Origin of the sequence: Rhodococcus sp. NPDC057014 (genome assembly GCF_042673295.1) — a bacterium.
In the GTDB taxonomy this organism is placed as follows: Bacteria; Actinomycetota; Actinomycetes; order Mycobacteriales; family Mycobacteriaceae; genus Rhodococcus_F.
This window is the reverse complement of record NZ_JBHUSF010000073.1, coordinates 19490-32931: the sequence shown is the minus strand read 5'-3', so window position 1 is coordinate 32931 and position 13442 is coordinate 19490. Positions and strand designations below refer to the sequence as shown.

Here is a 13442-nt window from a genome sequence, read left to right as displayed (position 1 = left end):
CCCGGAACCCAATCGGTTCCGGGGCATTGCCGTCGGTGGCGATGACGGTGACCGCTGTGATTCACCAGGTGTCGATGCGGCGCCGGGCGAGGGGCGAGCGGTCGACTCGGGGAGTGGCTGTCACACTCGAGATCCACGACCGAGTGCTCGCAGGATCGATGACGTCGTCGATCTCGAAGACCGATGCGGCGTTGATCGCCCTGCCTTGATGTGCAAAGTCCGCAAGATGGGCGCGGTAGACGCGATCACGTTCCTCGTCGTCCTCGATGGCATCCAACTCGCGACGAAAGCCGAGCTTGACGGCGCCTTCTGGTCCCATTGCCCCCAGTTCCCCCGTAGGCCACGCAACAATCGCGTCGGGTACACGGAAACTGCCACCAGCCATGGCTTGTCCGCCGAGGCCGAACGCCCTGCGGACGATCACTGTGCAGAACGGCACACTCAGCGCCGGTGCGGTCACGAACAATCGACTGACGTGGCGCACCGACGCCGCTCGTTCTGCATCGGGACCGACGAGGAATCCCGCGGTGTCACACAGCGAGACGATCGGCAGTCCGTGCGCGTCGCACAGCTGCAGGAACCGAGCCATCTTGTCTGCTTCTGCACTGCCGATGGTGCCGCCGGCCGTGTTCCCGTCATTGGCGACGAGCCCGAGGGGTCGGCCGTCGATGCGGATCAATGCGGTCATCAATCCGGGCCCGAATCTCCTGCGGAGTTCCAGCACCGAATCTTCGTCTGCGAGCGTGCGGACCAGGGTGCGAATGTCGAATGTGCGATTGCGCCTCTCGGGCACGATATGCCGCAGCAGTCGTTGATCGGGTTCACCCCAGACATCCGTGGCGCCGCCGAAGTAGCTCAGATAGCGTCGAGCGACCTCGACGGCGTCCCGCTCGTCGTCGACAACGATGTCCACGACGCCGTTGGGCTCCTGGATGGAGACCGGTCCGACGTCGTCCGCTGCGACCGTTCCCAGTCCGCCCCCTTCGATCATGGCAGGCCCGCCGAGTCCGATCGTCGAGTCGCGAGTGGCGACGATGACGTCACAACAGCCCAGTAACGCTGCGTTGCCTGCGAAGCAGCGACCGGACGCGATGCCGACGGTCGGAACTACTCCGTTGAGGCGTCCCAGGGCAACGAAGGTCCCGAGATCCATCCGGGTAGCTCGCGACATGTCGTCGGTGTCGCCGGGGCGCCCGCCGCCGCCTTCGGCGAACAGGACCACGGGCGTTCCTCTCCGGCCTGCGAGTTCGAAGAGCCGTTCCGCCTTCTTGTGGCTCTGTAACCCCTGGGTTCCCGCGAGCACCGTGTAGTCGTACGCGAGCGCGGCCGTCGCACGGCCGTCGACGGCACCGAAGCCGGTGACGACCCCGTCGGCCGGTGTTGCAGCTTCGAGTTCCTCCAGCGTCCTGCGACGCCGTTGCGCGGCAACGACAAGCCCGCCGTACTCGTGGAAGGAGTCCGTGTCGAACAGATCGTGAAGGTTCTCGCGTGCCGTTCTCTTGCCCCGGCGGTGGCGACGCTCGACAGCCCCCGGACGAGCGCTGTCGAGGGTGCGGGCATGTCTCGCGTCGATGTCGGAGAGGTCGTCCCGCGTCGCAGCCAGGTCTACAGCCGCCGAGGTTGCGGCCTCGAACGATTGGTCGGCGTCGGGACGAACTGTGGCGAGGACGCTACCCGCCGGCACGGTGTCGCCCAGCGTGACCGCGAAGTCGACGACGGTCCCGGCCACCGGAGAGCAGATGTCGGATTCCATCTTCATCGCCTCGACGGTGAGCATCACTTCACCGCGACCGACGATGCCCCCCGGTGTCGACGACAGCGCGACGACGGTACCACCGGAGGGCGCCCGCACCTCGACGATGGAGTCCGTCGCTTCATCCGGTGCTCGAGCAGAGGCCAGGTGGTCGTCGATGGTTCTGGTCGTGATCGTTCCGTTCCGGAAGCCGTCGCTGCCGAGGAACCACGACAGTGTCGGAATGTCGGTGTCGAGCGGGTCGAGGACGACGTCACCGAGCGCGGCGTTCAGTTCCTCTGCTGCCGCGAGGAAGTCGCCGTCCGGTCGATGCACGATCACTTTGGCCAGAAGAGGGTCGTACCCCGTGCCGACCTGCAGGCCGGGTCGAGCGTGTGATTCGACGCGGATCGACGGGCCGCTCGGGAACTGTACGGCGGTGAGCCGGTCGGAGCCGCCCGATTCGGGCGCTCCGGTGACGCGTGCTTCGAGCGCAATTCCGCGGGGTTCCCCCAGGGTCGTCGCCGACAGTTGTAGATCGGCAAGGCTCAACCCCTGCGCGATGTCGAGTTGCAGACCGACCAGGTCGAGTCCGGTGATCATCTCGGTCACGCCGTGTTCGACCTGTAGCCGGGGGTTGGCTTCGATGAAGTACCACCGGTCGAGATCGTCGGCGTCCACCAGGAACTCGAATGTGGCGAGCCCGCGAAGTCCCACCTCGGAGGCGAGCGTCAGCGCGGCCGCATACAGCGCGGTGCGGGTGGTCGCGGGCAGGAAAGCCGCAGGTCCTGCCTCGACCATCTTCTGATGGCGCCGCTGGCCCGTGCAGTCGCGGTCGAAGAGGTGCATCGGTGAGGTGCTTCCGTCACCGACCACCTGGACTTCGACGTGTCGTGCTCGCGCGAGGTATGCCTCGACGTAGACGTCCGGGACTCCGAAACTGCGGCCGGCCTCCGAGCGGCAGCGGTCCATCGCGTGATCCAGGTGACGCAGGTCTTCGACGATTCGCATACCGCGGCCGCCGCCGCCTGCCACCGCCTTGACGATGACCGAGCCGGACTCCAGTGATTCGGCGAACTCCCGGGCGGCAGCGGGGGAGGTCGCCCCGCTCGTGGCCGGCAACACCGGCACTCCGCACCTCGTGGCGAGTTCACGCGTCGCGGATTTGTCCCCGAGGAGGCGCAGGGTATCGCCGGCCGGTCCGACGAACGTCAGACCGGCTGCCACACAGGCATCGGACAGCCGGTCGCTCTCGCTGAGGAATCCGTAGCCGGGATGGATCAGGCCGGCGTCGGACGATGTGGCGGCTCCACAGATGCCCTCCACGTCCAGGTATGCGGCGGGACCGGTCCCTCGCAGCGCAACCGACTGATCGGCGTGCTCGGCATGCGGTGATCCTTCTTCGTCCTCGCTGTACACCGCCACCGTGCGCAGTCCCCGTTGGGTCGCCGTGCGCATGATGCGGAGCGCTACCTCGCCGCGGTTGGCGATCAGCAGCGCGGTCATGCCTTCGCTTCGTCGGCCGAGAAGCCGCCGTATCCGCCCTGAAAGAAGATGAGCGGCGATTCCGGGGTGTCGAGTTCGAGGTGTTCGACCCGGCCGACGACGATGTAGTGGTCGCCGGCATCGTGGACGGCGTCGATCTCGCAGTCGATCCACGCCAGGGAGCCTAGTATGCGGGGCATGCCCGACGGCGTCGCGGCCCAGTCGACGTCGGCAAACTTGTCCGTGCCCTTACGGGACATGCTTCGGCAGATGTTCTGTTGGCCGGAAGCGAGCACGTTGGCGCAGAACCGTTGTGCAGCACGTATCTTCGGAAACGTCGACGAGGACCTGTCCGGCAGGAATGCGACGAGGGGCGGATCGAGCGAGACCGACGTGAACGAGCCGACGGCCATTCCGACCGGGGCTCCGTTGTCGCCGATCGCGGTCACTGCCACCACCCCGGTCGGAAAATGACCGAGAATCGTGCGGAACAACCCCGGATCGATCATCCGTTCTTCGTCGACTACCACTGACTGTTGTGCGTTCACGGAGTTCCCCTCGTATGTCATTTGATCGGTATGTCATTTGATCGTCAGGCCGGCGTCGACGGGCAGCACGACGCCCGTGACGTACCGCGATTCGTCCGATGCCAGCCACATCACCGCATTGCTGATGTCCTGCGGTTCGAGGAGTTCGACGGGCAGCAGATTGCTGATCGATTTCCCCATGTTCGACGGGTCTGCGAGTGCCTCGGCCAGTGCGGTGTTTCCGACGACCATCGGAGTGCTCACGCCGGTCGGGTGAACCGAGTTCACGCGGATGCTGTGCTCGGCGAGCAGGACTGCGTACTGTCGCATCAAGCCGACGACTGCGTGCTTGCTGGCCGTGTAACCGATTCCTGCCCCGGAGCTTCCACCGACGGCCTTGATTCCGGCCGTCGAGCTGGTCAGGACAATGGATCCGCCGCGGCCTTGGGCGATCATGCGTTCGCGGGCGACCTCGACGGTGTTGAACACTCCGGTGAGGTTGACTGCGATCACGTCGGCGAAGACGGCGTCGCGGTCGGGTTCGCCGGACTGCTGTGGAGCGATGCCTGCGTTGGCGACGACGATGTCGACACCGCCCAATTCGGCGGCACCGGCTTCGAATGCTGCCGACAGCGCGCGCTTGTCCCGGACGTCGGCGGTCGTGGCGACGATCCGGCGGTCGAGTTTCTCCACCAGTGCTGCCGTCTCGGCGAGGTCGTCCTCCGTTGCCAATGCGTACGGCACCGATGCGATCGGGTTGCAGATGTCGACGGCGATGATGTCTGCGCCTTCCTCAGCCAGTCGCAGTGCGTGACTCCGCCCCTGGCCTCGTGCCGCGCCGGTGATGAATGCAATTCTTCCGCTGAGTCTGCCGCTCATGAAGGGTCCCTTTCGTGGACGCACGGGGGCGAGGGAGTGATGTCCACATCTCCTTCGACGTACGAAGCATCGATGTGACGTGCGTCGCTCCTACCGCCACACCCTGCCCCCGGCGCTCCGATCTGTCAACTATGACGTTGATTTGGTCCACGACTGCGTAGATTCTGCTCGCATTCTGCCGATGGTTGACATCTGCGAAGGTGGGCACGATGATCGGTGGAAGCGATCTACACTGACGTTGATCGCGGGGTGCGCCGGAAGATGTGTGCGCGCCCTCGACGTTCGATCCTGTGGAGGAGTGCGCATGTCCGACATCGAGACCAGGCTGCGGAGGTTGGAGGATCGGGCCGAGCTTCACGATCTCGCGGTACGGTACTTCTTGGCGTCCGACTTCGACGACCTGGACGTCATCGCCGACTCGTTCTCCGTCGACGGTACGTTCTCTGCCGGAGGTTTTCCGGGCGCTTCGGGCGGTGCCGGCATTGCGGAGATGATCCGGCAGGCTCGCGAGTCCTTCGGGACGACGATCCACACCCCGAACTACGTTCTGGTGGATTTCGTCGACGACGACCATGCAACGGGTGTGGTGGGTGCTCATCTGGAGATTGCGACCGGGGGCACGACGGTGTTCGGCGCTGTTCGGTACGAGGACGAGTACGTACGGGTAGACGGCCGCTGGAAGTTCGCATCACGAAACATGCGCACCGTGCATGTGGGGCCGTGGGGTGAGGTCGCCTCGTCGCTGACCTCTCCGCGCCCGGTCCGCTGGCCCGGCGCCGAGCCTGCCGCCTCGGACTATGCGGTGAAGGCGTGAAGGCCTGAACGGTTCTCTGCTGCAGAGGCCTGTGGCCGACGCCGATCTCGAAAATCAACATCAACGTTGACAATGGCTGTGGGGGTGACGCGCCTCCGAACGCCGATCTGCTACATCGAATGACAAAGAGGAGTTCGAACATGACTGCTGCACAAGAGGTTTCCACTCGAGATCTGGCCGAACTGGTAGAGACGGCCAAGATCGAGCGAGTGATCTACGACTATGCCTACTACCTGGACATGAATCTGCCCGACGAGCTCGCCGCGCTGTTCACCGAGGACTGCTACGTCGCCTACGGCCCCGGTTTCGGGGCCGAAGGTCGCCGGGCCTACCGCGAGACGCTCGACGGCATCGGGACGTTCTTCACCGCGACCAGTCATCACGTGTCCAATGTCGCCGTGACATTCGCGGACGACATGAACTCGGCGAGCGTCCGCTCCGTACTGTACGCATGGCATCGCTACACCAAGGAGGGCAAGGCCGACGGCTACTTCTTCGGGCAGTACCACGATGAGTTCGTCCACGACGACCAGCACGGATGGCGATTCTCGCGCCGGGAATTGCGGTCCTCCGGCGTTGTCGACTTCCATGTGAAGAAGCAGATCCCGATCGGCCGAGCATGACCACCGTGGCGGAATCGGCGAACCAGGTTCGGTACGAGAACTTGCGCATCGAGCACAGAGGGTCGATCAGCTGGATCGTGCTCGATCGTCCCGGCAAGGCGAACGCTCTGTCCAACGAGCTTTTGGACGAGTTCAGCGATGCGTTGAACCGGCTGGCGACGACGGGCGGCAAAGTCATCGGAATTCGGGGGGCGGGAAAGGGCTTCTCAGCCGGTTACGACATCGGCCAGGTCGGTAAGGTGGTCGCCGATCCCGATCCGGTTGCAGATCGTGACCGATTGGCTCGCAACGTGAACCGATTCCTGGCGATCTGGGATCATCCGAAGCCCGTCATCGCAGCGGTACACGGATACTGCATCGCGGGTGCAACGCAGATGTGCGTGTTCGCGGACATCACCCTCGTCGCACGAGACGCGAAGATCGGCGAACCCGCCATTCCGCTCGGTGGCGGATACGTCGCTCCGCTGTGGGCTCCACTCGTCGGGCCGAAACGCGCGAAGGAACTGGCCTTCGTTCCCGGCAACGCGATCGACGGAACCACGGCTGTCGAATGGGGATGGGCCAACCACGCGGTGGCGGAGGAGGATCTGATCGAGGCCGCCGAAACGCTGTCAGGCCGGATAGCCCGCACGCCGGCTGACATCCTCCGGATCAAGAAGCTCTCCATCAACAGGTCGATGGAGTCGATGGGCGTTCGAACCGCGGCCCAGGGCGGCGCCGAGATGGATGCTCTGCTCCACCTGTCGCCCGCCGTCGCCGAAGTGCGCGCATTCGTCGCCGAGGTCGGGCTCGGGGCAGCAGTAGCGGCATATCGCGAGCCGGTGGCCGCGACCGAAGAATCGAGAAGGGACATACCGTGAGTAGCGGAATTCAGTTCGAACTGGACGGCCACGTCGCCAGCGTGACACTCGATCGACCCACAGCACTGAACTCGATAGACCCCGAGATGGATCAGGCGCTGTTCGAGGCATGGACCGAGATCAACTCGAATCCGGACATCTGGGTGGCCGTCCTCGGTGCCACCGGGGAGAAGGCATTCTGTGCCGGAGCCAACGTCAGTGGCGGCACCGAGGGCGCCGGGCGCCGGATGGCGCTGGGCGGCGGCCTCACGGGGGTCGGCGGGCCGTTGCTCACGCTCCGCAAGCCCCTGGTGGCGGCGGTTCAGGGATATGCGATCGGTGGTGGTTTCGAACTCGCCATGTGTGCGGACATCATCGTGGCCGCGGACACCGCGCAGTTCGGGATTCCCGAGACCAAAGTCGGGATCATCGGCGAAGCGGGCATCATGCACCGAGCCATTCGGCAGCTACCGCACCACATCGCGATGTCGTTGATCCTGACCGGCGACCGAATCGATGCACAGCAGGCCGAGCGGTACGGACTCGTCAACGAGGTCGTGCCGTTCGAGAAGTTGGCGGAGACGGCTCGTTCCTGGGCCGATCGAATTGCTTCGGCGTCTCCACTTGCCGTTCAGGCCGCGAAAGATGCCGTGCTGTCGCGCATCGGATGGCCGTTGGATGTCGCGCTGGCAACGAGGTACGAGCCGATCGAGGCCTACGCGAACAGTGCCGACCGGGTCGAGGGCCGTGCTGCATTCGCGGAAAAGCGCGCCGCACAGTGGATAGGTCGTTGAGGCCGTTTTCAGGTCTTCCGGGCGCCGGGTCGTGTCACATCGTGACGACCCGGCGCCGAGGTCACTGTCGCGCCGGACGGTCCTGGGTGCGTGCGCCCTCGTAGAACAAGGTGAAGAATGCTTCCGTGGTCTGACGAGCATCGACGTTCCACATTCCAGGCTTCAGCCATCGATGCGTCCAGTTCACCATCCCGAACAAAGCCTTGGCCATCAACGGCACCGGTACGTCGGAGCGGAGTGCTCCGTTGTCGACACCTTCCTGGAGTACGGACAGCACGATCGTTTCGAATCGTTTGGTCTTTCTCGCCATCTCCTTGCCCCAGGAAGTGGAATCGAGTTGGAGCTGCGCCATGTCTTCCTGGATATACAGATAGACGAACGGGTAGTTCTCCTCGTACGACGTCATCTGCTGCTCGACGAGTCGGCGAAGCTTTTCGGGCGCGTCCTCCTCGCTTGCGGTGATCTCCTCCCCGACGGCGATATTGTTGTCGAGGACATCCACGAGAATATCGTGGAACAGGGCCTGGAACAGCTCCTTCTTGCTGGCGAAGTAATAGTAGATAGACGCGCGATCGGTGCCGAAACGCTCGGCGATGTCGTTCAGGGTGGCAGCCTCGAAGCCCTTCTCCTTGAACACCTCGGCCGCGGTCCGAAGCAATTCCTGGCGCTTGGCCTGGTAATTGGGGCTGCTGTCCTTCTGAGCGCTGCGGCGGCGGCGACTCATTCCGCTGTTTGCTGCTGTCGACGTAGGCACGTGGAGATGATACCGCCGAGATGGACGTCCCAGTCAACGTCACTGTGAATCAATGTCAACGTTGACGATGTACAACATAGCGAGGATCGAGGCAAGATGACCGACAACCGAGACTGCAATGCTCCCGAGGGCGGAACCGGACTCGGCGATCTTCGCGACTTCGCCGAGCGGCTCCTCGGTGACGTGCACGAAGGTCCACCGCTCGACGAGGTGACCCGGGTACTGATCCAGATCGCCGTGCGAGCGGCCGTCACCGCGATGGATGTCGACGGTACCGGGCGTTTCATCGACGAGGCCCTTGATCTCGGAATAGACGCCGCGCAGATTCAGGAGGCGCTGACGTTGGTCTCCGGATTGGGTGTTCACACGCTGTTCGAGTCGTCCCGGCAGCTGGCGGACGCCGTTCGGCGTCGTGCCGGCGGCGAGATTGTGCCTCTGGACGAGGCTCGACGCGCACTCTGGGATCGATACGTCGGGACCGATCCGTACTGGCAGCGTATGGAGGCCGAGCTGCCGGGGTTCCTCGATGCGCTGTTGAGGATGTCACCCGAGGCCTTCGAGGCGTTCTTCGGCTATTGCGCGGTTCCGTGGACAACCCGCGCGCTCCGCGGCGTCACGAAGGAATTGATCTCTCTCGCTGTCGATTCCACTCCCACCCACAGATATCTTCCCGGCTTCGCGCTGCACCTGAAGAACGCGCTCGATCTCGGCGCCGGATCCGGCGCGATCCGTGAGGTCATCGAACTGTCGGCTGCAGCCCCGTCTCACCGCGGCGTCCGCTGAGGCCACTCCTCAGCCTGCACCCCGCAAAAGGCCCGGTACGCATGTCGTACCGGGCCCTACTTTGGTCTCGTCGAGAAGCGTTGCAGAGGAGATCGATCGGAACTCGAGATCCGACCGCCACTTCTGTACCGAGAACTTCGGGGAACCGCTTGGCGATTCCCCGAAGTGCTCGGCCGACGCGTCGTGTCTCAGTCGACGATCAGACCGCCACCGTGTCGTGCGTACCCTCCACCTCGACGTTGGGTACGACCTCGTTGGCGAACAGCCGCAGCGACTCCACCCACGGCTCCGGATCGTCCAGCGCGTCGTGAGTGTTGACCGCGAGTTGGCCGTAGCGGAAGCCGGCAAGGTCGAACGTCTTCTCGATCTTCTCGATCACGGTCTCCGGGCTGCCACACAGCCAGACGTTGTCAGCGAGATAGTCGAGGTCGACGTCTGCGATGTCGATCTTCTGGTCCGCGTCATCGATGAATCCCTGCAGGATCCGATACTTCTGGTAGACCGGCATCAGATACTTCAGCCACGCGTGGCCCAGAGCGCCGTTCTTGGCCTTCTCCTTGGCTTCTTCGTCGGTCTTCGCGACGAACACATCGCGGGCGATCTTGAAACGAGACCCTTGTGGCGTCGCCCCGACGGAGCGGCACGCCTCCGAGTACGTCTCCCACTGGGACTTCAACAGCTCCGAACCACCGTAGAACGAAATCGGAGTCCATCCGCGCTCGCCGGCCAAGCGGTGCGACGGCGAGTTCTTGCTCAGACCCGTCACCGCAATCTCCAGGCCGTCGGCTCCGCCGTGTGGTGAATGATCGGCGGTGAGGTGGTACTCCTCGCCTTCCTTGACCTCGAAAGCGCCGTGGGAGGCCACGCCTCCGGGATCGATTCCGCTGTCCAGGCGCGCAGCCTTGTAGTACTTTCCCTCGAAGTCGAAAGGCTCCTGGCGCCAGACCTTGTCCATCACCTCGAGCCCTTCCATGAGGCGAGGGTGGGCCTCGGAAAGGTCGCCGGGCTGACCGCGGAGGACTGCTTCGTTCTCCCACGAGCCGGCGCCGACTCCGAGGAAGTAGCGATCCTCGAGCAGCTGCGACGTGTAACCCACCTGGATGGCCAGAGTGGAGGGGTTGTGCAGGGGCACGATGTGCGCCATGGGAGCAAAGCGCATACGTTCGGTGATCTGTGCGGCCGCGACGATCAAGAGCTCCGGATTGGGGATGTTCTCCCAAGCCTGCATCCCGTGCTCGCCCACCATGAAGTCGCGGTAGCCGAACTTGTCAGCGGCGGCAGCGAGCATCAATGAGTACTCGAACGTCTCCTTGTCCTTGCGTCCCGGGCGCATGTACGGGGTGTGGAAGATACCGCATTCCATAATGTGTCCAACTTTCTTGTTGTGGCGAACAGCGATGATCGGTGTTGCATGCGAAGGCGTTGTACGCCGAAGGTGGTCATGAGAATTCGACAGGCGGGCCGGCAGCACCGGCCGGTCGGGCCTTGTCGATGTCAGCTGGAGGGACTCCGGATGAGTGAGCGGGTACGAACGACATCGGCCGAGAGAGCCGCAACCAGCTCTTCTTTCGAGGCGAATGTGGTCTGGCCACGCATCCAGTGGTCCAACTGCACGGTGAGCGTGACACCGTACAGATCGCCGCTGAAGTCGAGCAGGTGCGCCTCGACCAGGCGGATTCCGGATCGGCCGTAGAAGGTCGGTCGCCGACCGACGGAGACCGCTGCTGCGACAACCGTGCCGTCGGGAAGAGTGCAGTGGCCGGCCCACACGCCGTCTGCGATCGTGTTGGAATCCGCCAATTCGAGGTTGGCGGTTCTGAAGCCGAGTTCCCGGCCCCGCTGATCACCGCGTACGACTTGACCCACTACCCGGCTGGGTTGCCGTATGCACGAATCGGTGGGGATTCGAATCTCGGACGTGGGGAGCACCGTCGCGCTGCTGCTGATGCTCAGTCCGAAATGCCACATCATGGTGCGTGCAGCGGCCGGGAAGTTGTGGAGAGCGCCGGAGCGATATCCGCACTCGCGCACGATCTCGACCAGATCGGCATCGAGTGAGGCGTTCGGAATTCCGCTCACGCGCGGGCGCGCGACGACCACTGTTCCGCCGCCGTTGTCCGATACGGCGGAAAGCGCTTCTCCGACACGGTCGGTGGCGGACAGATGCGGGGCGGGGTCCAAGTCCTGCACGAAGGAGATCAACGGCACAGCGTCCGTGAACGATTCGATCGTGTACGCAATGTATTCGTGTCCCGATGCATCACTTCGATAGCCGACGCAGTTGACGTCGCCGTGCTTCGACCCTCGGACGAACGCGAACTCGGTCGCCATGTGTAGTTCCGTGATACGCCGGTAGATGACGACGTCATCGATCGACACCACGCCGAGTTGGTGGGCGTCGGCGAAGCTCTCCGCCTCGTCCGTGCCCGCTATCGCCGTGGGATCCTGCTCGGAGACCAGGGCTGTGAAGGTGCCCGCGCGGCTCAGTCCGGCGATCGTCGCCAGATCGACGGATGCTTCGGCCGGGCGGCGGTGATCGAGTACTCCGCCACGGGCGGTGCGCGCGGCGAGAACATGGCCCGGTCGCGTGAACGCCTCGGCTGACGTCGTCGGCTCTGCGAGGCAGCGAAGGGTATGCGCTCTGTCGGATGCGGAGATCCCGGTCCCCGGGCGGTCGGCGTCGACGCTCACCGTGTAGTCGGTTCCGGTGTGGTCTCTGTCGGCACCGGTCATGCTGGTGAGTCGGAGGCGATCGCAGTCTGCACCGGGAAGTGCGGCACACACGAGACCGGAGCCGAATCGAACGAGAAACGCAACGGATTCGACGGTCGCCTTTTCTGCAGCGAGGACGATGTGTGCGTCGCTGTCGGGGGCGGTGCCGGTCAGTACGACGGGCCGACCTGCACTCAGGTCGGACAGTGCCCGTTGTACTCGGGTGGTCGGACAATCCATTTTGTTGACCTCGATTCGTACCGGCGTCGGCAAGTGCGCTGTGACGAGCGTCGCAAAGTTCACGCACCTTGTCAACATCAACGTAGATATAGATCGGGACCGCGGTTCGGGGCCCGGGGCCGGACTCTCGCCGGGTGCAATTCCACGCGCGCGTTGAAGGACCCAGTGGCCTCCTGGCGCTGGTGCGAACCCTGTCCGTCGGGTCGATCGTCAGCGCCAGGCGGCACAGGTCTAGAACACGACGACGAGTCGTCCGTCGGCTCCGCCCCGTTCGAGTCGCTGCAGACCGGTCGGTATCTCCTCGAACGTGATTCGCTCGACCAGTGGGCGTACCGATCCTTCTGCCACGAGTTGGAGGATCGCGCTTGCCTCGTTCTTGGTGCCGTTGGACGAGCCGACGATGGTGACCTCTTTCATCGTGATGTTCGGGATCGAGACGGAGCCGGTTTCCGCGCCCAGTCCGACCTCCACGATGCGCCCGCCGTGCCGGACAGCACCGATTGCCGAGTCGAGGGTCCCCGAGGCCCCGGCGAAGTCGATGATGAGATCCAGGCCCTCGGATTCGAAGTCGCGGATGTCCTGCGCGCACGCCTCGGCGCCGAGGTCGTGCGCAAGGGGCCACCTGGTCTCGTGGAGTTCGGCGACGAAGACGGTCGCTCCTGCGGCCTTTGCGATCTGAAGTCCGAAGTAGCCGAGCCCGCCGAAGCCGATGATGCCGACGTTGATACCGGACTCGATACGTCCAGCGGTGTGCACGGCTCGGTACGCGGTTCGACCCGAACACGTTGCCGGCGCGGCATCCTCGAAGGGCAGCCCGTCGGGAAGTCGGACCGGCAAGTGCGCCGGCACTTTCACTTTCTCGGCATAGCCGCCGTTCATCGCCGTCCCGGGGCCGTCGGTGGTCGCGGGAATGCCGACGCGGTCGCCTTCCGCGAAATCGCGTACGCGTGCTCCCACTGCTGAGACGGTTCCGACGATTTCGTGACCGAGGACGATCGGAACTTCGCCCAGTAGTTCGGTGATGGTCCCGTCCATGAACCCGATATCGGAGTGGCACAGCCCGACTGCTCCGGTATCGATGACGATGTCGTCGGGCCCCGGAACGGGCTCGTCGGTTTCGACCTGTCGCAGTGGGGCGCCGACCCCGGTGAATTGCCATGCTCGCATCGATTCGAGCCTCTCGTGATGGTGTGGGTAGGAGTGTCGAACGAACCGGATTCGCGGAGTGCTCTGACGTCAGCGTCGCCCGGGGCTACAACG

The 13442-nt window shown here is 64.3% G+C and carries 12 protein-coding genes; 5 read left to right on the top strand and 7 right to left on the bottom strand.

Annotated elements, in window-relative coordinates:
• Nucleotides 1-61 precede the first annotated feature (61 nt).
• The 3 genes from ACFTZB_RS16980 to ACFTZB_RS16970 are packed head-to-tail and all read right to left on the bottom strand — an operon-like array spanning nucleotide 62 to nucleotide 4623.
• Nucleotides 62-3238, bottom strand: coding sequence for a carboxyl transferase domain-containing protein (locus ACFTZB_RS16980; RefSeq protein ID WP_378433090.1), 3177 nt, complete (start codon nucleotides 3236-3238; stop codon nucleotides 62-64).
• A complete protein-coding gene (locus ACFTZB_RS16975) occupies nucleotides 3235-3765 on the bottom strand; it encodes a flavin reductase family protein (RefSeq protein WP_378433088.1) in 531 nt (176 codons plus the stop codon). The genes ACFTZB_RS16980 and ACFTZB_RS16975 overlap by 4 nt, the downstream gene beginning before the upstream one ends.
• A gap of 33 nt (nucleotides 3766-3798) precedes the next feature.
• Nucleotides 3799-4623, bottom strand: coding sequence for a mycofactocin-coupled SDR family oxidoreductase (locus tag ACFTZB_RS16970; protein ID WP_378433086.1), 825 nt, complete (start codon nucleotides 4621-4623; stop codon nucleotides 3799-3801).
• 304 nt (nucleotides 4624-4927) lie between these two features.
• On the opposite strand from ACFTZB_RS16970, the gene ACFTZB_RS16965 reads away from it, so the two are divergent.
• The 4 genes from ACFTZB_RS16965 (at nucleotide 4928) to ACFTZB_RS16950 (ending at nucleotide 7693) form a co-directional block, all read left to right on the top strand.
• Nucleotides 4928-5437, top strand: a complete 510-nt coding sequence (locus ACFTZB_RS16965) for a nuclear transport factor 2 family protein (RefSeq protein ID WP_378433084.1) — start codon at nucleotides 4928-4930, stop codon at nucleotides 5435-5437.
• Nucleotides 5438-5577: 140 nt separating this feature from the next.
• Nucleotides 5578-6060 carry a nuclear transport factor 2 family protein gene (locus ACFTZB_RS16960; RefSeq protein WP_378433082.1) on the top strand — a complete coding sequence of 161 codons (483 nt, stop codon included), beginning with the start codon at nucleotides 5578-5580 and terminating at the stop codon, nucleotides 6058-6060.
• Nucleotides 6057-6920, top strand: a complete 864-nt coding sequence (locus tag ACFTZB_RS16955; protein ID WP_378433080.1) for an enoyl-CoA hydratase-related protein — start codon at nucleotides 6057-6059, stop codon at nucleotides 6918-6920. The genes ACFTZB_RS16960 and ACFTZB_RS16955 overlap by 4 nt, the downstream gene beginning before the upstream one ends.
• Nucleotides 6917-7693, top strand: a complete 777-nt coding sequence (locus tag ACFTZB_RS16950; RefSeq protein WP_378433078.1) for an enoyl-CoA hydratase-related protein — start codon at nucleotides 6917-6919, stop codon at nucleotides 7691-7693. Before ACFTZB_RS16955 ends, ACFTZB_RS16950 begins: the two co-directional genes overlap by 4 nt.
• Nucleotides 7694-7754: 61 nt before the next feature.
• On the opposite strand, the gene ACFTZB_RS16945 is transcribed toward ACFTZB_RS16950, so the two are convergent.
• Nucleotides 7755-8447, bottom strand: a complete 693-nt coding sequence (locus tag ACFTZB_RS16945; protein ID WP_378433076.1) for a TetR/AcrR family transcriptional regulator — start codon at nucleotides 8445-8447, stop codon at nucleotides 7755-7757.
• A 96-nt stretch (nucleotides 8448-8543) separates the two neighbouring features.
• Here ACFTZB_RS16945 and ACFTZB_RS16940 point away from each other — a divergent pair, with 96 nt between their 5' ends.
• A complete protein-coding gene (locus ACFTZB_RS16940) occupies nucleotides 8544-9230 on the top strand; it encodes a carboxymuconolactone decarboxylase family protein (protein ID WP_378433074.1) in 687 nt (228 codons plus the stop codon).
• A 199-nt stretch (nucleotides 9231-9429) separates the two neighbouring features.
• Here the strand turns inward: ACFTZB_RS16940 and ACFTZB_RS16935 are convergent, their stop codons facing one another.
• The 3 genes from ACFTZB_RS16935 to ACFTZB_RS16925 form a co-directional block, all read right to left on the bottom strand.
• Entirely contained in the window at nucleotides 9430-10593 is a 1164-nt protein-coding gene (locus ACFTZB_RS16935) for an LLM class flavin-dependent oxidoreductase (protein ID WP_378433072.1), read from the bottom strand.
• Between the two features lie 131 nt (nucleotides 10594-10724).
• On the bottom strand, nucleotides 10725-12182 hold the full coding sequence (locus ACFTZB_RS16930) for a 3,4-dihydroxy-2-butanone-4-phosphate synthase (protein ID WP_378433070.1): 1458 nt from the start codon (nucleotides 12180-12182) through the stop codon (nucleotides 10725-10727).
• A gap of 231 nt (nucleotides 12183-12413) precedes the next feature.
• On the bottom strand, nucleotides 12414-13349 hold the full coding sequence (locus tag ACFTZB_RS16925) for an alcohol dehydrogenase catalytic domain-containing protein (protein ID WP_378433068.1): 936 nt from the start codon (nucleotides 13347-13349) through the stop codon (nucleotides 12414-12416).
• Nucleotides 13350-13442: the final 93 nt, after the last annotated feature.